The sequence below is a fragment of the Mycobacterium deserti genome (genome assembly GCF_025345615.1).
Classification (GTDB): domain Bacteria; phylum Actinomycetota; class Actinomycetes; order Mycobacteriales; family Mycobacteriaceae; genus Mycobacterium; species Mycobacterium deserti.
Map to the genome: position 1 here is coordinate 814,087 of NZ_JAODWD010000003.1, position 18,538 is coordinate 832,624.

Annotated in this window: 10 protein-coding genes and 1 pseudogene; 8 read left to right on the forward strand and 3 right to left on the reverse strand. The window is 66.9% G+C overall.

Annotated elements, in window-relative coordinates:
• Window positions 1-11: 11 nt before the first annotated feature.
• On the reverse strand, window positions 12-578 hold the full coding sequence (locus N4S67_RS15395) for a GNAT family N-acetyltransferase (RefSeq protein WP_313959953.1): 567 nt from the start codon (window positions 576-578) through the stop codon (window positions 12-14).
• 139 nt (window positions 579-717) lie between these two features.
• On the opposite strand from N4S67_RS15395, the gene N4S67_RS15400 reads away from it, so the two are divergent.
• The 8 genes and pseudogenes from N4S67_RS15400 (at window position 718) to N4S67_RS15435 (ending at window position 15,055) form a co-directional block, all read left to right on the forward strand.
• Entirely contained in the window at window positions 718-1,659 is a 942-nt protein-coding gene (locus N4S67_RS15400) for a methionyl-tRNA formyltransferase (RefSeq protein WP_260993823.1), read from the forward strand.
• Window positions 1,656-6,604 (forward strand): annotated as a pseudogene (locus N4S67_RS15405) (amino acid adenylation domain-containing protein). The gene N4S67_RS15400 and the pseudogene N4S67_RS15405 overlap by 4 nt, the downstream one beginning before the upstream one ends.
• Window positions 6,605-6,611: 7 nt before the next feature.
• Window positions 6,612-11,144 (forward strand): non-ribosomal peptide synthetase, encoded by a 4,533-nt coding sequence (locus N4S67_RS15410; RefSeq protein WP_260994058.1) that lies wholly within the window; start codon window positions 6,612-6,614, stop codon window positions 11,142-11,144.
• 22 nt (window positions 11,145-11,166) lie between these two features.
• Window positions 11,167-11,793: a hypothetical protein gene (locus N4S67_RS15415; RefSeq protein ID WP_260993824.1), complete on the forward strand. Its 627-nt coding sequence runs from the start codon at window positions 11,167-11,169 to the stop codon at window positions 11,791-11,793.
• A gap of 66 nt (window positions 11,794-11,859) precedes the next feature.
• Entirely contained in the window at window positions 11,860-12,225 is a 366-nt protein-coding gene (trxA, locus tag N4S67_RS15420; RefSeq protein ID WP_260993825.1) for a thioredoxin, read from the forward strand.
• A gap of 18 nt (window positions 12,226-12,243) precedes the next feature.
• On the forward strand, window positions 12,244-13,107 hold the full coding sequence (locus N4S67_RS15425; RefSeq protein ID WP_260993826.1) for an enoyl-CoA hydratase: 864 nt from the start codon (window positions 12,244-12,246) through the stop codon (window positions 13,105-13,107).
• Between the two features lie 24 nt (window positions 13,108-13,131).
• On the forward strand, window positions 13,132-14,760 hold the full coding sequence (locus tag N4S67_RS15430; protein ID WP_260993827.1) for an ABC-F family ATP-binding cassette domain-containing protein: 1,629 nt from the start codon (window positions 13,132-13,134) through the stop codon (window positions 14,758-14,760).
• A gap of 100 nt (window positions 14,761-14,860) precedes the next feature.
• Window positions 14,861-15,055, forward strand: a complete 195-nt coding sequence (locus N4S67_RS15435) for a helix-turn-helix domain-containing protein (protein WP_260993828.1) — start codon at window positions 14,861-14,863, stop codon at window positions 15,053-15,055.
• Here N4S67_RS15435 and N4S67_RS15440 read toward each other — a convergent pair whose 3' ends face one another.
• Window positions 15,056-15,667, reverse strand: coding sequence for a TetR/AcrR family transcriptional regulator (locus N4S67_RS15440; RefSeq protein WP_260993829.1), 612 nt, complete (start codon window positions 15,665-15,667; stop codon window positions 15,056-15,058).
• Between the two features lie 2 nt (window positions 15,668-15,669).
• Window positions 15,670-18,492 (reverse strand): aconitate hydratase, encoded by a 2,823-nt coding sequence (locus tag N4S67_RS15445; RefSeq protein ID WP_260993830.1) that lies wholly within the window; start codon window positions 18,490-18,492, stop codon window positions 15,670-15,672.
• Between the last annotated feature and the right edge of the window lie 46 nt (window positions 18,493-18,538).

The following is an 18,538-nucleotide window of genomic DNA, read 5'->3' on the forward strand; positions in this document are numbered from 1 at the left end:
CCCCATGCAAGTTAGCGAAGGCTAACATAAGGCGATCGTCGGAACGCCCTGTACCCGGAGCGTTCGCGGACCATCAGAGCAGCTCTCTTCTTCGGCAGATCGATATCGGCCATGCGACGGAACCCGGCTCCCTCGAACGCGCGGATCGACCGGTGGTTCTCTACGTCGGGTTCGGCGACGACACGGGAAGCGCGCGGGTCGGTCCTGAGCAACCAGCCGGAGACCACCTCGATCAGGGGCGCAGCCAGGCCTCGACCTCGAAACTCGGCGGGCCCCAGTAGCAGGTGCACGCCCGCGTCATGTGCGCGCGCCGGGTAGTGCTCGGCGAGCGGATCCAGGTCGGCCCGGTAGAGCTCCCAGTAGCTCATCGGTACGCCGTTGGCTTCGCCGACATGCGCGACGGAATGCGCGCTGTCGTGTTGGTCCCGCAGATAGGACGCGACCTTCGCGAGTGGCCATGCCATGTTCCAGAACTGCGCCACCTCCGGGTCGTTCAGCCAGGAGTGCAGCAGCGCGAGATCGCGATCGGGTTCCAGCCGGCGCAGCGAGAACTCGCCCGGGAAGCGCGGGGGGTTCAGCCCGGCACCTCCTGCGAAGAGTGTGGCCTTGCGCGACGGCGAGGGAGCTGCGCAAGTTAGCGAAGGCTAACATAATCTGCTGACCTGATGGTGGCGCTCATGACTCGGCCGAGAGCGTGGAACGGAAAGGGATCGTGCGATGCGCGTCGTGTTCTTCGGATTTCAGACCTGGGGCCGAAATACGTTGCAGGCTTTGATCGATCAGGGCCACGACGTACCGCTGGTGGTCACCCATCCGGCCAGCGCGCAGGGGTACAAGGCGATCTGGTCGGACTCCGTCGAGGAGCTCGCCCGTGACCACGGCATCCCCGTGCACCTCACCGAGCGCATCGATCCGGAGACGATCGATCTGGTCAAGCGGGCAGAGCCGGAGGTCAATGTCGTCAACAGTTGGTACACGCGGTGGCCCGCGGAGCTGTACGACCTCCCGCCGCACGGCACGCTGAACTTCCACGACTCGCTGCTACCGAAGTGCACGGGCTTCTCGCCCGTCCTCTGGACGCTGATCAGTGGTGAGTCCGAGTTCGGGCTGACGGTGCACCGAATGGACGACGACCTGGACACCGGCGACATTCTGATTCAGCACGCTCTACCGATCGGTCCCACCGACACCGGAACCGAATTGGTGCGCAAGGCCATGGAGCTGATCCCCGGGGTGCTTAAGGATGCGCTCGACGCACTGGAGTCCGGAACCGCGGTCTGGCGCCCGCAGAACCGAGCCGAGCGAACCTATTTCCACAAGCGATCGGAGCGCGACAGCCTGATCGACTGGAGCTGGCCTGCAGAAGATCTCGAACGGTTCGTCCGAGCGCTGTCAGAACCCTATCCCCGGCCCTTCAGCTTCTATCGCGGCGAACGGATCGAAGTGCTCGAGGCTCATGTGTCCGACGCCAGGTATGGGGGAACCCCCGGTCGGGTCATCGTGCAGGAGGGTGGAGGCGCAGTGGTCTGCGGCCTCAATGCCCATCGCGGGGGTAACCGCGCCCTGGTCGTCACCCGCGTCAGCAGCGCCGATGGCGTCGAGCACCGCGGATCCGAATTCTTCCTGCGCGGCGGGTATCTGGACGGCCAGTCCCGATGACCAACGATGCCCGCGACGTGAACGAACTTCGCCGGGAGTTGATGCGCAAGCGGCTGGCCGAACGGGGACTGAAGACGGCCAGACCGGTTGAACAGACGCGCTTGCGGGCAGGGCAGCGCTACCCGCTCTCGACCGGGCAGCGGCGGATGTGGTTTCTGCAGAACCTGGATCCGTCGGACACCACCCTGAACATCTGCATCGCCTACCGGTTGACCGGCGTCGTCGATGAGCGGCGTCTGCGTCGCGCGTTCACCGACGCGGTGGCGCGCCATTCGATTCTGCGGACCACCTACGGTGTCGATGCCGAGGGGGAGCCGTACCAGGTGGCCCACGAGAACATCGACATCGGTTGGCGGGAACGCGACCTGACCGAGCTACCCGACCCCGAGCGCGATCAGCAGCTCGAAGCGCTGGCCCGGGACGAGTTCGGAACGCCGTTCGCCCTGGTGGCGGATGCACCACTGCGCGTCACGCTGGCGCGCACGGCAGCCGACGAGGTCGTGCTGCTCCTCGTCGCACATCACATCTGCTGGGACGACGACAGCACGGCTGTGTTCCTGTCCGATGTAAGCGCGGCTTACAACGGCATCCGACGTAGTACACCTGCCGAGGACTTCGTCGTCGTCGGTGTTTTGAACGGCCGCGGTGAACCCAGCGAGACCGATGTCGAGTACTGGCGCAACGTGCTGCGGCCCCCGCCCGAACCGTTGGTGCTTCCCGGTTCGAGCGCGGCGTCGACATCGCGGCGGGCCGAACGCAGGACCCGTCCGCTACCCAGCCAATTGTGGTCCCGAATCGAGGCTTTCGCGCAGGAACGGCGCGCCTCACCATTCATGGTGCTGCTTGCCGCGTTCGGGGTGCTGGCCCGCCGCTACACCGGATCGACAGATTTTCTCATCTCCATTCCGGTCACCGAGCGCAGCGGCACTGCCGAAGGCGCGCTCGGCTACTTCGGTAACACCTTGCTGCTGCGCTTCGCTGCCGGCTCGCAGAACACCTTTGCCTCGTTCGTCGATTCGGTGCGCGAAACGTGCCTCGCCGGTTTCGCGCACCAATCGGTCGGCGTCGATCGCGTCGTGCGCGAGGCGAACCCGCAGCGATCGGTCGGACGCGACGGCATGGAGCAACTCGTCCAGTTGGGCTTCAGCATGCGTAAGACCGCCACCGAGCTTGCGTTGGACGACGTCGTCGTGCGCCAACTCGAGCTGGGCGCGGTGACGGCCCAGCTGCCGCTTTCCCTTGCCGTCGTACGGGATCCCGACGCCACCATTCTCGAACTCGAGTACCAGACGAGTGTGCTGTCCGATGCTCTCGTCGATCAGATGCTCAGTAATTTCGCGCACTTGCTCGATCACGCGCTCAGCGAGCCGGACCGGCGCCTCACCGCCCTGGAGCTGCTCGGTGAGCGTGAGCGGGCAGCGGTGCTGGCGCAGTCGCGAGGCGAGCTCGCCGCCACCCCGGCGACCACGATGGTCGCCATCTTCGAGGCGGCGGCCGACTCAGCCTCCGAGGCGATCGCCGTGGTCTCCGAGGAGCACCGACTCACCTACGGCGAGTTGCACCGGCGGGCGAATCGACTGGCCCGCTGGCTGATTGGGCAGGGGATCGGCGCTGAGGACGTCGTCGGCCTGCGCATGACGACGTCGACCGAGTTCATCGTCGCCGTACTCGCGGTGCTGAAGTCCGGTGCAGGCTATCTGCCTATCGACCCGGCCTATCCGGACGAGCGAATCGATTACCTGATTGCCGACGCGCGACCCGAACTCGTCATCGGGCCCGCCGACATGGCCGAAGCCGAGCGCGTGTCGGAGACGAACTCCGACGCGGCGCTCACCGATGCCGACCGCGTGCGCCCGCTACGGCCCGAGAATCTTGCCTATGTCATCTACACCTCCGGCTCCACCGGTACGCCGAAAGGCGTTGCCGTATCGCATCGCGCGATCGCCGAGCACGTCGTGAGCTTCGTCGCCGACTGGGACATGACCGCGCAGGACCGGTTGCTCCAATCGTCGTCGGTCAGCTTCGACGCGTCGCTGCTCGACATCTTCGTGACGCTCTCGATCGGGGCTCAACTGGTGGTGCCCAAGCCCGACGCATTCGCCGACATTCCGTACGTCGCCGACCTGATCGACCGGCACCAGGTCACGGTGCTGCACATGGTGCCGTCGATGCTGAGCACGCTGCTGCTGTTGCCGCAGGTTCGCCAATGGCGCCAGCTGCGTCTGGTACCGGTGGGCGGCGAGGCGTTGCCCAGCGAGGTCGCCGACCGGTTCGCCGACTATTTCGACGCACAGTTGCGCAACCACTACGGCCCGACAGAGGCGGTGGTCTGTTCGACGCACAAGCCGGTGCACGGGCCGCAGGGCAGCGCGGTCGTGCCGATTGGCGTACCGAACCGCAACGTATACGCCTACGTACTCGACGAGGAATTGCAGCCGGTCCCCAACGGGGTGGTCGGCGAGCTCTACCTCGGCGGTAACCAGTTGGCCCGTGGCTATCTGCGCCGGGCGGGTCTGACGGCGCAGCGCTTCATCGCCGACCCGTTCATTCCCGGTCGGCGGGTGTACCGCTCGGGAGACCTGGTGCGCCGCAACCTCTCCGGCGACCTCGAGTTCGTCGGTCGCGCCGACGAGCAGGTCAAGGTCCGCGGTTACCGGATCGAGCTCGGCGAGGTCGAGGCGGTGATCGCACGCCATCCCGCGGTGCGGCACTGTGTGGTTCTGGCGCAGGACGCCGAGGCCGGGCCGACACTGGCGGCATACGTGGTGCCTGCTGTCGGCGATGGCGGCATTGCGCCGCTGGATCTCGAGGAGGTTCGCGCCCATGCGGCGGCGGCGCTGCCGGACTACATGGTCCCAGGTGCGTACGCGGTGATCTCCGAGGTTCCGTTGACGGTCAGCGGGAAGCTGGATAAGCGGGCGCTGCCCGCGACGACGCGAATCGCGGCTCGGCGATATCGCGAGCCGACCACGGCGACCGAGCGCGGGGTGTGCGCGATCTTCGGCCGGCTGTTCGACAGCGAGGACATCAGCGTCGACGAGTCCTTCTTCGAACTCGGCGGTCACTCACTGCTGGCAGCGCGGTTGGTGGCTTTGATCAGAGCGGAATTCGACGTCGAGTTGAACGTGCGCGCGGTGTTCGACAACCCCACCCCTGCGGGACTGGCGGCTGCGCTGGCGCAGGCCGCGGCGACACGCCGGCCGGCGCTCGCCACCACGGTTCGACCGGACAAGCCGCCGCTGTCCTACTCGCAGCTGGCGATGTGGTTCCAGCACCGCCTCCGAGGTCCGAACGACGTCTTCAACCTTGCGCTGTCGCTTCGCATCAACGGTCCGCTCGACATCGAAGCGCTGACCGCGGCGATCAACGATGTGGTGGCCCGGCACGAGGCCTTGCGCACGACCTTCGCAGAAAGCGCGGGTGTTCCTTTTCAGGTCGTTCACCCTGGGTTGGCGGTGAAGTTGACGGTGGCGGAGAGCACCGCCGAGCATGCTGATGCCAAGGTGGCCGAATTGCGGCGCCACCTCTTCCCGCTGGAATCCGGACCGCTGATCAAGCCGACGTTGTTGACTGTCGCGCCCGAGTCGCATCTGCTGCTCCTGCTTGTCCACCACATCGTCACCGACCACACCTCACTCGGCGTGATCTTCGACGATGTCGTCGCCGCCTATCGCGCGCGAACGCGCGGCGAAACTCCGCAGTGGGACAACGTACCGGTGCAGTTCGTCGAGTACGCGGTGTGGCAACGGGAGGTGTTCGAAGCCGGAAGCGGCTGGGGTCAGGCCGAACTCGACTACTGGTCGGACGCATTGGCCGGGCTGCCCGAAGAGATACCGATGGCGGCCGATCATTCCCGTCCCCCCGTGCTGGGCACTCGCGCAGAGGTGACGACGTTCACGGTGCCGACAGCCCGGCGGGCGCAGCTCACGGCATTCGCCGAGCAGGTCGGGGCCAGCGAATTCATGGTGTACCAGGCCGCTTTTGCGGTGCTGCTGCACAAGCTCGGTGGCGGCACCGACCTGCCGATCGGCAGCCCGGTCGCATCCCGCAACGAGTTGGCGACGGCGGGCTCGAACGGACCGTTCGCCAACGTGGTGGTGCTGCGCAACGACCTGTCCGGGGATCCGAGCCTGCGCGCCACGGTGGTGCGCAGCCGCGACACGGTGCTCGATGCGCTGGCACACCAGGAACTGCCGATCGACCGGCTCGTCGAGGCGCTCAACCCGCGTCGGTCGACGTCGCGGAACCATCCGCTGTTCCAGAGTTCGATTCACTTCCGGGGTGACGATTGGGCACTCCGGCCGCGCACCCTCACCGACGAAACCAGCGTGGTGCCCGAGTCATTGGACTTCGAGGTGTCCCTGCTCGACCTGAATGTGGGCATGGACGTCAGGTCCGACGGCGGACTCGACGTGCGGGTGGTCGCCAACGCCGATCTGTACGAGCCCGAGACCGTTCGGCACCTCGGCGACGCGTTGGCCGCCGCGCTTGAAGCGTTCGCGACCACGCCCGACGCCGCCTTGTCCTCCGTGCAACTGCTGCCCGACGACATCATGGAGCGGCTGCTCGCGCCGCCGACGGCACGCACTGGCGAGGTGTCGCAGCCCATCGCCGGGGGGTCTGTCGAGACCGAGCAGGCCCTGATCACACTGCTCGAGGAGCTTCTTGACATCACCGACGTCGAACGCGACGACAACTTCTTCGCTCTCGGCGGCGACAGCATCATCGCCGTACAGCTGTCGGCGCGCGCGACCGCACAAGGGCTGGCGCTCACCCCGTTGATGGTGTTCGAGCACATGACCGTCGCCGAATTGGCCGCCGCCGTCGACGCCGGACTGGGACAGCTTGCCGAACAGGCTGATTCACCGTCTGAGCCTGTCAACGCATCCGGTCTGGACACCGACGCGCTGGCCGCGCTCACCGGGCGTGGCAGAACCAGACGTGAGGCGCCGATGACGTCCGCCCCGCCGCAGATCGAAGACGTTCTTGCGCTCACTCCCCTGCAGGAGGGCCTGTTCGCGCTGTACCGGCTGGCCGAGGACGGCGTCGACATCTACACCATGCAACTGCGGGTCGACATCGACGGTCCGGTCGATGTCGCACTGTTGCGCCGCAGCGCGGAGACAATGCTGGAACGCCACCCCAATCTGCGCGCCGCCTTCTGGGACCGTGATGTCCCGAAGCCGGTGCAGATCGTGCCCGCCAAGGCCGCGCTGCCGTGGACCGAACGGACCGCTGCGCCAGCCGAGTTCGACGCGATCGCACGATCTGAGCGGCGCCGTCGGTTCGACCTGAGTCGTGGTCCGGCGTTGCGCATCGTGCTGCTCACCGTTCCCGGTGAGACGAGACGGCGGATGATCTTCACCGCGCATCACATCCTGATGGACGGTTGGGCACTCGCGGTCTTCTTCACCGAGATGCTCGCGATCTACCGGGCAGGCGGATCGCAGGCGAGTCTGCCAGCGCCGCGACCATACCGCGACTACATCATCTGGCTCGCGCAGCAGGACAGCGACGCGGCGCTCGCCAAATGGACTCGGTATCTGGGTGCTCTGTCCGCGCCGCTGATGATCGCCGACAGCGCGGTGCCTGCGGGCGACGGCGTGCCGGTGACAACCCGGCTCGTGTTGACCGCCGAAGACACCGCCCGCCTCCGGGCGTGGGCGGGACGGCACGGACTCACGCTGAACACGGCGGTGATGTTCGCGTGGGGCGTTGTTCTGAGCCGACTCACCGACCGCAGCGACGTCGTTTTCGGCACCATCGTGTCCGGCCGCCCGCAGAGCCTCGCCGGGGTGGAGAGCATGGTCGGGCTGTTCATCAACAGCGTTCCGGTCGCGCTCGAGGTGAGCACCACGGCCTCCGTCGTCGATCAGTGTGTGCGGTTGCAGCGTGAGTCGTCGGCCATGCGCGACATCGGCTACCTCAGCCTGGCGGAGATTCAGCGGGCACACGGGCGGGGCACGCTGTTCGACAGCATGTTCGTCTTCGAGAACGCCCCGATCGACGACGCCATCGACACAATCACCACACCCGACGGCGCGAGCTTCACGCCGATCGAGGGGGAGAGCCTGACGCACTACCCGCTGACGGTCGTCTCCCATGTACTCGACGACACATTGGTGCTGCAGGTCGAGGTGCTGCCGCATGTACTGCCGCACCTTCCTGCGGCCGCACTCTGCGAGCGGTTGCGAAGCGTGCTTCTGCAATTGCCCGATATCGGCGACGAAACGCCCAACGGCCTCGACGTTCTCACCGCGGCCGAGCGTGCCCGGCTGCCGCGACCCGGCACTGCGCCGGCGCCCGTGGACACGATCTGGGAGGCTTTCGAGCGACAGGTCCGCGCGACACCGGGCGCCGACGCCCTCACCACCAGCGGTGGTGTGCGCCTCAGCTACGCGGAACTGCACGCCGAGGCGTGCCGGTTGGCTGGCGAACTGCGTCAGCACGGGGTGGGCCCGGAATCGACGGTGGCTCTCGTCCTTCCGCGTTCGGCGCGAGCGATCGTCGCCCTATTGGCCGTGCTCGCCGCCGGCGGTGCCTACGTGCCGATCGACGTCGCACTGCCGAACACGCGTATCGCGTCGATTGTGGCTCAGTCCGATCCGGTGCTCGCCCTGACTGAGCGGCGTCACTCCGGTCGTGTCGGTCGAGTGCCCGAGCTGGTACTCGACGACGCCGCTGTGGCGGAGCGGATCTCACGCCTAGACGCCGTCGCCGAGGCCATCCGTCGCCATCCCGAGCAGAACGCGTACATCATCTTCACCTCGGGCTCGACCGGAGAACCCAAGGGTGTCATCGGAACCAACGCAGCGGTCCTCGGCTACCTCGCCGACCACAGACAACGGGTGTATGTGCCTGTCGGAGAGCGGCTCGGCAGGCCGCTACGCATTGCGCACGCGTGGTCGTTGAGCTTCGACGCGTCCTGGCAGCCGATGGTCGGCCTGCTCGACGGGCACTGCGTGCACCTGTTCGACGCCGACGAGATGAAGGATGCGCTACGGCTCGTAAACGGCATGGCGTCCTTCGGTATCGACATGATCGACACCACTCCGTCCATGTTCGTCCAGCTGCACGCGGCCGGGTTACTGGATCGACCGCTTGCCGTCCTGGCTCTGGGCGGCGAAGCGGTCAATCCCGCGCTGTGGGCGCAACTTCGGGCGTTGCCCGACACGACGGTCTTCAATTGCTATGGGCCGACCGAGTCGACGGTCGAGGCGGTGGTGGCTCCGGTCGGCCGATACGAGGCGCCGACGATCGGCACGGCGAACGCCGGGACGTTCGCCTACATCCTCGACTCGGGATTGCGGCCGGTTCCCGACGGCGCGGTGGGGGAGCTGTACCTATCGGGTGTGCAGACGGCCCGTGGATATGCGAGCAGGCCCGATCTATCGGCGGCTCGATTCGTCGCTGACCCGTTCCGGGCAGGACACCGGATGTACCGCACCGGTGATCTGGTGCGCCGCCTGCCCCACGGCGGCCTCGCCTACCTGGGACGCGCCGACACCCAGGTCAAGATCCGCGGCTTCCGGGTGGAGATCGGCGAGATCGAGGCCGCGATGCGCGATCAACCCGGGGTGTACGACGCGGCGGTGTCGGTGGTACGCCGCAATGAAAGCACTAGCTTGGTGGGTTTCGTTGTGTGGCAGCGGAATACGACGGGCGAACCGTTGCTCGTACGCGCCGGGCTGATTGATCGGCTGCCGCCCTACATGGTTCCCGCCCGTGTCGTTGCTCTGCCGCAACTGCCGTTGAACGCCAACGGCAAGTTGGACGGTCACGCCTTGGACCGGTTGGCCTCCGACGCGATCTTCAGCGGACATGGTGACGGCGCCGCGTCGGCGTCCACCGCCACCGAGCGTGTGTTGTGCGACGTGTTCTCCGAGCAGTTCAACGCCCCCGCGCCGCACGTCGACGACGACTTCTTCTCGCTGGGCCTCGACAGCATTCTGGCGATTTCGCTCGTCACCAAGGCGCGCCGTCGCGGCCTGATGCTCAGTCCGCGAATGATGCTTGCGAGCCCGACGATCCGTACGCTCGCGGCGGCGATCGACGCCGGTGCCGAGTCGGAGGCGTTCGTCGACGGTGGCGACTTCGGTGAAGTGCTTCCGTTGCCCATGGTGTCCTGGCTTTGCGAGCACGGGAACTATCGCCGCTTCACCCACAATTTCCTGTTGCAGCTGCCATCCGACGTCGATCGGTCGACCATCGAGGCGGTGTTGCAACTGCTTCTCGACGCGCATGACACGCTGCGGTCGGTCATCGTGGAGACCGCCGACGGGCCGCGCCTGGCGACCCGGGACCGAGGCATCGTCAGCGCCTCGGACCTGCTCACCCGCGTCGAGTTGCCCGGTGCCGGCCGGCATGAACTGTGCTCGGCCATTGGGGAATCTGCGCGAAAGGTCATCGACGAGATCGACCCGCACACGGGGCAGATGGTGCGTGCGGTGTGGTACACCGGTGCCGAAAGCGGCGACGTGTTGCTGCTGACCGCGCATCACCTGACCGTCGACGTGGTGTCGTGGCACATCATGCTCGGCGACGTCGCCGAGGCGGTGCGGGCGCTGGGGGCGGGCGAGACGCCGAGGCCGCTGCCCGAGTTCACGTCGTACCGGCGGTGGTCGCAGATGATGTGGCAGCGCGCCGAACTGGCCGAGGTCAGGGACCAGCGCGGCTTCTGGGCCGCTGAGGTCCGCGGACCTGACCCGGCGCTGGGCCGCCGACTGCCCGACCCCACCAGGGACACATGGTCCACCCTTCGCGTCACCCGCGTCGTCACGCCGGCCGAGGTCAGCGAGCACGTGCTGTCGGCGTCGACGAAACGCGAAGGCGCACGCGAGATCCTGCTTGCCGCCACGGCATTGACCGTAGCGAGTTGGCGCCGCGATCGTGGACAGGACCCGTCGACCGGTGCGCTCGTCGCGCTCGAAGGTCACGGGCGCGCTGACGCCCTATTGGATGCGGACACAACCAACACTGTCGGTTCCTTCATCTCCTCGTACCCGATTCGACTCGGCGTGGGGGGTGCCGCCGACGTCGAACAGGCCGAACGCCGGCGAGGTTCGGCGCGAGCGCTTCTCGACACCGTCGTCGCCCGCCTCGACGCGATCCCGAACGATGGCCTCGACTACGGCCTGCTGCGCCATGTTGTCCGGCTGCCCGAACTGCAGGACGCCTCCGAGCCCCAGATTCAATTCAGCTTCCTTGGCCGCCTGGACCTCAGCGGCGCAACCGAACAGCCGTGGTCGCTGCTCACCGAGCCATACGTGGACGCGTTGCCGATCGCACCGGAGCCGGACCTTCCGCTGCGGTTCGCCCTACACATCAGCGCCGCCGTCGCGAACACCGGCCAGGGGTCGCAGCTGATCACCAACCTGCGGTGGAGCGACGCTCTGTTCTCGCCCGGCGACATCGACCACCTGAGCGCACTGTGGCAGCGCAGCATCGCCGCGCTGGCCGACGACTTGAGCCTCGTCCGCGACTGATCGATGTGGTAACTCCATTGCTGTGACCTTTGACGAGACCTACGCCGCCACCCGCGACCAGTTGCGCGGCGTCGCCGAGAGCCTGATCGCCGGCCCGCAGTACCGCGCGTCGAACACGATCCGGTTGGCCGTGCGCCCCGACGGTTTCGCCGGTGTAGCCCTTCCGGTCGCGGTGCGCGGAACCGACCTCGTCTTCCCGAATGGCACCGTCGCGCTGGCCGGGAACCTCGGCGCGATCGCCGAGGCTGCCGGCCTGGACGCCGGCCCGCCCGTCGGCGTGTACGACCTCGTCGACCCGCTGTCGACGGACACCGTCCTCGACATCGACGGCGCCGCCGCCGAGTGGATTCACCGCAGCCATTACGCCGGTGGGCACGCCCTCAAACAGGTTGTGCCTGCGCAGCATCCCGTCCTGTGGCCCGAGCACTTCGACGTCGCGGTCGTCGAGGACGAAGTGAACTACGGCGTGTCCGCGGGTGACTCGGTGCACCCGCGTCCGTACGCCTACGTCGGCCCCTGGGCCAAGCGCACCGGCCCCTTTTGGAACGCACCGTTCGGCGCGCTGTACGCGCTCGACCCCGCCGATGACGTCGACACGTTGACCGCCCGCATCGTCGAGTTCTTCGAGCGCGGCCGCGCCGCGCTCTGACGCGCGAGCCGGTTTGCCCGACCTCATTGTGGGAACACCCAGCTACAACCCGGCGTTAGGAAGATCGTGGCTACCCGAGACATCACCGCTGAACTGTTCAACGAAACCATCAACGACAACGACATCGTGCTGGTGGACTTCTGGGCGTCGTGGTGCGGTCCGTGTAAGGCCTTCGCACCTACCTTCGCCGCGTCGTCCGAGCAGCACCCCGACGTCGTGTACGCCAAGGTCGACACCGAGGCCGAGCAGCAGCTCGCCGCCGCCGCCGACATCCGCTCCATTCCCACCTTGATGGCATTCAAGAAGGGGAAACTGGTGTTCAACCAGGCCGGCGCACTGCCGCCGGCGGCCCTGGAGGAGCTGGTGCAGAAGGTCAAGGAGTTCGACATCGACGCCGCGATCGCGGCACAGGACAACGGTCAGCCGGAGTGACGGCGCGCACGCGATAGCGTGCAGTTCGTGACGGAGCACTCGAACCTGGTTCTTGTTGATCGACCGCGACCCCACGTCGCCCTGGTGACGCTGAACCGGCCCGAACGGATGAACTCCATGGCGTTCGACGTCATGGTTCCGCTCAAGCGGATCCTCGACGAGCTGACGTACGACAACGCGGTTCGCGTGATCGTTCTCACAGGTGCGGGCCGGGGGTTCTCGTCGGGAGCCGATCACAAGTCGGCGGGTTCGGTGCCGCACATCGACGGCCTCACGCGCCCGACCTTCGCGCTCCGATCGATGCAGGTGCTCGACGATGTCATCCTCGCGCTGCGCAAGATGCATCAGCCCGTCATCGCCGCGGTCAACGGCGCGGCGATCGGGGGTGGGCTGTGTCTGGCGCTGGCCTGCGACATTCGGATCGCCGCTGATGGGGCCTATTTTCGCGCGGCGGGCATCAACAACGGCCTGACCGCGAGCGAGCTGGGCTTGTCCTACCTGCTGCCGCGCGCGATCGGGACGTCGCGGGCGTTCGAGCTGATGCTCACCGGCCGGGACGTGCACGCCGACGAGGCCGCGCGCATCGGCCTGGTGTCGACGACCGTTCCGGGCGACCGACTACTCGACACCTGCTATGAGATGGGCGAGCGCATCGCCTCGTTCTCCCGGCCGGGAATCGAGTTGACCAAGCGCACACTTTGGAGTGGACTGGACGCCGCTAGCCTGGAAGGGCATATGCAGGCCGAAGGCCTCGGACAACTCTTCGTCCGCCTGCTCACCGCAAATTTCGAAGAAGCGGTAGCGGCGCGCGCGGAGAAGCGGGCCCCGGTCTTCACCGACGAGCGCTCGCGCGAAAAATCGACGAGCACCGACGACAAGTAACCCCGACGCAGAAGGAGAAGCAGCGTGATCACCGCAACGGACCTCGAGGTCCGCGCCGGGGCGCGCACGCTGTTGTCCACGGACGGGACCGCCATGCGCGTGCAGCCGGGCGACCGCATCGGACTGGTCGGCCGCAACGGTGCGGGCAAGACCACCACCATGCGGATCCTGGCCGGCGAGGGCGAGCCCTACGCCGGAACCATCACTCGTACCGGTGAGATCGGTTACCTGCCACAGGATCCCAAAGAGGGTGACCTCGACGTGTTGGCCCGCGACCGGGTGCTCTCCGCCCGCGGCCTCGACACGTTGATGTCCGACCTGGAGAAGCAACAGGCGTTGATGGCCGAGGTGGCCGATGACACGGCCCGCGACAAGGCCGTGCGGCGCTACGGCCAACTCGAGGAACGGTTCGCCGCGCTCGGCGGGTACGCCGCCGAAAGCGAAGCCGGCCGGATCTGCGCGAGTCTCGGCCTGCCCGAACGGGTTCTGACCCAGCCCTTGCGCACGCTGTCGGGCGGTCAGCGCCGAAGGGTGGAGCTGGCCCGCATTTTGTTCGCCGCATCCGACACCGGCGCCGGGTCCGCGACGACGCTTTTGCTCGATGAGCCGACCAACCACCTCGACGCCGACTCGGTGGGGTGGCTGCGCGACTTCTTGCAGCAGCACACCGGCGGCCTGATCGTCATCAGCCACAACGTCGACCTGCTGGCCGATGTCGTCAACCGGGTGTGGTTCCTCGACGCGGTGCGCGGCGAGGTCGACGTCTACAACATGGGGTGGCAGAAGTACCTCGACGCCCGGGCGACCGACGAACAACGCCGCCGCCGCGAGCGCGCCAATGCCGAGCGCAAGGCGACCGCGCTGCGTACCCAGGCCGCCAAGATGGGCGCCAAGGCCACCAAAGCCGTTGCCGCACAGAATATGCTGCGCCGTGCCGACCGGATGATGGCCGCGCTCGACGAGGAACGGGTTGCTGACAAGGTGGCCAGGATCAAGTTCCCGACACCTGCGCCGTGCGGGCGCACACCGCTGGTGGCCAAGGGGCTGACGAAGAACTACGGCTCGCTCGAGGTCTTCACCGGGGTCGACCTCGCGATCGACCGCGGCTCGCGCGTGGTGATCCTCGGGCTCAACGGCGCGGGTAAGACGACACTGTTGCGGCTGCTGGCCGGTACCGAGAAACCCGATGCCGGCGCGCTCGAACCCGGCCACGGCCTCAAGGTCGGTTATTTCGCGCAGGAGCACGACACGCTGGACAACCTCGCGACGGTCTGGGAGAACATCCGACACGCCGCACCCGACACCGGCGAGCAGGATCTGCGGGGACTGTTGGGCGCGTTCATGTTCAGCGGCGCGCAGCTCGAGCAGCCGGCGGGGACGCTGTCCGGCGGCGAGAAGACCCGCCTGGCGCTGGCCGGCCTCGTCGCGTCCACGGCCAACGTGCTGCTGCTCGACGAGCCGACCAACAACCTCGACCCCGCGTCGCGTGAGCAGGTACTCGACGCCCTGCGCAGTTATGTCGGCGCGGTGGTGCTGGTGACGCACGACCCCGGCGCGGCAGAGGCATTGAATCCACAGCGCGTGGTGCTCCTGCCCGACGGCACCGAGGACTTCTGGTCCGACGACTACCGCGACCTCATCGAACTCGCGTAATCCCGAAAACGAACCGTTTAACGAAATCGGTGCGCCAGGGTGTAGGCCATTCTTACGCTGGGTATGTGTCGGGGCATCGCGAGAGCGGGGAGGTGTGCCGATGAACAAGACAGACAAGTCAAGGGACGATCTGCTGACGGAGTTGCGCAGCGCTTACGAGGGGGGCGCGAGCATCCGGACGCTGGTGGCGTCAACGGGTCGCTCGTACGGCTCGATTCACAGCATGCTGCGTGAGTCGGGTACGACGATGCGCAGCCGGGGTGGTCCCAACCACCGCAGCAGGCGCGCAAGCTGATCAGTGCTGCGGCGAGGGAGTTTCTCGCGACCGCAGGGGCTCGTCTGCGCCTCGCGTCCGCAGTGAAGCTTCGACCAGGTCCAGTACGGCACTGAGCTTTTCGGGATCGTCTCCCGATGCGAGTCGCGCTACCAAGCCGTCGAGCACCAGGTCGAGGTAGGTCTGCAGGACAGCGCTGGGCACGTCGTCGCGCAGCCTGCCGGCCTGCTTCTGTCTGCGCAGGCGTGCCGTCGTGGCCGCCGACAGTTCTGCGGAGCGCTCCGACCAGCCACGGTGAAACGCCGGATCGTTGCGCAGCTTGCGCGCGATCTCCAAGCGGGTCGCCAACCAGTCGAACTGATCGGGTGCGGCCAGCATGTCCCGCATCACCTGGACCAGACCTTCGCGTGCGGCGACGTCGGCCATGCGTTCGGCGTCCTCGCGCGCCAGCTCGAAGAACAGTGTGTCCTTGTCGCGGAAATGGTGGAAGATGGCGCCGCGCGACAGCCCGATCGTCTGCTCGAGCCGTCGCACGGTCGCCTCGTTGTAGCCGTACTCCGCGAAGCACCGCCGGGCGCCGTCGAGAATCTGCCGACGACGCGCCGCCAGATGGTCGTCGGTCACCCGGGGCACGGTCAGGACTTCAGCATGTTGCGCAGTACGTACTGCAGGATGCCGCCGTTGCGGTAGTAGTCGGCCTCACCCGGTGTGTCGATACGCACCACCGCATCGAACTCGATGGTGTCGTTCCCGGAGTCGCCATCTCCCTGTTTCGTCGCGGTGACGTGAACCGTCTTCGGCGTCTTGCCCTCGTTGAGCTCCTCGATGCCGGTGATGTCGAACGTCTCGGTGCCGTCGAGTTTCAGCGACGCCGCGGACTCACCCTCGGGGAACTGCAGCGGGATGACCCCCATGCCGATCAGGTTCGAGCGGTGGATGCGCTCGAACGATTCGGTGATCACGGCGCGCACACCCAGCAGGCTGGTGCCCTTGGCCGCCCAGTCGCGCGACGAGCCGGACCCGTACTCCTTGCCGCCGAGCACCACCAACGGAATGTCCTGCGCCGCATAGTTCTGGGCGGCGTCGTAGATGAAGGCCTGCTCACCGCCGTTGGTGAAGTCGCGGGTATAGCCGCCGGACACGTCGTCGAGCAACTGGTTGCGCAGCCGGATGTTGGCGAACGTGCCGCGGATCATCACCTCGTGGTTGCCGCGCCGCGACCCATAGGAGTTGTAGTCGGCCTTGTCCACGCCGTGCTCGTCGAGGTACTGGGCGGCCGGCGTGCCCGGCTTGATGCTGCCCGCGGGGGAGATGTGGTCGGTGGTGACCGAATCACCGAGCAGCGCAAGCACTCTGGCGCCCGTGATGTCAGAGACCGCCTCCGGCTCGGCAGGCATGCCGTCGAAGTACGGTGGCTTGCGCACGTACGTCGAGTCCGGATTCCACTCGAAGGTGTTCCCGCTCGGGGTCGGCAGGTTGCGCCACCGGTCGTCGCCCTTGAACACGTCCGAGTAGTTCTTGACGAACATTTCGGTGTTGATCGCGCTGGCGATCGTGTCGTCGATGTCCTGCTGCGACGGCCAGATGTCCTTGAGGAAGACCTCGTTGCCGTCGGTGTCGGTGCCCAGCGCATCGGCCTCGAAGTCGAAGTCCATCGTTCCGGCCAGCGCGTAGGCGATGACCAACGGCGGCGACGCGAGGTAGTTCATCTTCACGTCCGGATTGATGCGGCCCTCGAAGTTGCGGTTACCCGAGAGCACCGCGGCGACCGACAGGTCGGCGTCGTTGACCGCCTTGCTGATGTCCTCGGGCAGCGGACCGGAGTTGCCGATGCACGTGGTGCACCCATAGCCGACCAGGTAGAAGCCCAGCTTCTCGAGGTACGGCCACAGCCCGGCCTTCTCGTAGTACTCGGTGACGACCTGTGAGCCCGGCGCCATCGTCGTCTTCACCCACGGCTTGGTGGTCAGGCCCCTGTCGACCGCGTTCTTCGCGAGCAGCGCCGCGCCCAGCATCACCTCGGGATTGGAGGTGTTGGTGCACGACGTGATCGCGGCGATCACCACGGCGCCGTGGTCCAGGATGCAGTCACCGCGTTCGGACGACTTGACCTCTACCGGGTTGCTCGGCCGTCCCGCCGAGCCGTTAGCGGCGGAGACGACGTCGACCGCGTCCTCCTCGGCGAAGGACAGCGACACCGGGTCGCTCCCCGGGAACGTCTCCTCCACCGCCTCGTCGACGTTCGAGTGCGCGGCGGAGTTGCCGTTCTCGACGTAATTGTGAATGTCCTTGCGGAACGCCGATTTCGCGTCGCTCAGTGCGATGCGGTCCTGCGGCCGCTTCGGACCCGCGATGGACGGCTCCACGTCGGACAGGTCGAGCTCGATGTACTCCGAGAACTTCGGCTCGCGCTCGGGGTCGTGCCACAGACCCTGTTCCTTGGCGTAGGCCTCGACGAGTGCCAACTGCTCCTCGCTGCGCCCGGTCATCTTCAGGTATTCGATCGTCACCTCGTCGATCGGGAAAATTGCTGCCGTGGAGCCGAACTCCGGGCTCATGTTGCCCAGCGTGGCGCGGTTCGCCAGCGGCACCTCGGCGACGCCCTCGCCGTAGAACTCGACGAACTTGCCGACGACGCCGTGCTTGCGCAGCATCTCGGTCACGGTGAGCACCACGTCGGTGGCGGTCACGCCGGGCTTACGCTCGCCGGACAGCTTGAACCCGACGACGCGGGGGATGAGCATCGAGACGGGCTGGCCCAGCATGGCCGCCTCGGCCTCGATGCCGCCGACGCCCCACCCGAGGACGCCGAGGCCGTTCTCCATCGTGGTGTGTGAATCGGTGCCAACGCAGGTGTCGCAGTAAGCGACGCCGTCACGCTCCATGACGACGCTGGCCAGGTATTCGATGTTGACCTGGTGCACGATGCCGGTGCCGGGGGGCACCACCTTGAAGTCGTCGAAGGCGCCCTGACCCCAGCGCAGGAACTGATAGCGCTCGCCGTTGCGTTCGTACTCGATCTCGACGTTGCGCTCGAAGGCGTCCGCGGTGCCGAACAGGTCGGCGATGACCGAGTGGTCGATCACGAGATCGGCCGGCGCCAGCGGGTTCACCTTGTCCGGGTCGCCGCCCAGCTCACCGACGGCCTCGCGCATGGTGGCGAGGTCGACGATGCACGGGACACCCGTGAAGTCCTGCATGATCACCCGCGCGGGGGTGAACTGGATCTCCACGCTCGGGTCGGCCGAGGGGTCCCAGTTCGCGATGGCCTCGATGTGGTCCTTGGTGATGTTGGTCCCGTCCTCGGTGCGCAGCAGGTTCTCCGCCAGCACCTTGAGGCTGTAAGGAAGTTTCTCGGTACCGGGTACCGCGTCGAGGCGGTAGATCTCGTAGCTGTTGTCCCCGACCTTCAGCGTGTCGCGGGCTCCAAAAGAATTCACCGAATCTTTGCTGCTCACTTCAACTCCCGGCTAGACATCGCCGCGACGGGCTGTGTCGGCGGCG

Excerpts from the sequence above, each read along its gene's own strand:
- N4S67_RS15435 (WP_260993828.1), top strand. The coding sequence starts at position 14,861 with ATGAACAAGACAGACAAGTCAAGGGACGATCTGCTGACGGAGTTGCGC.
- N4S67_RS15400 (WP_260993823.1), top strand. The coding sequence starts at position 718 with ATGCGCGTCGTGTTCTTCGGATTTCAGACCTGGGGCCGAAATACGTTG.
- N4S67_RS15410 (WP_260994058.1), top strand. The coding sequence starts at position 6,612 with ATGACGTCCGCCCCGCCGCAGATCGAAGACGTTCTTGCGCTCACTCCC.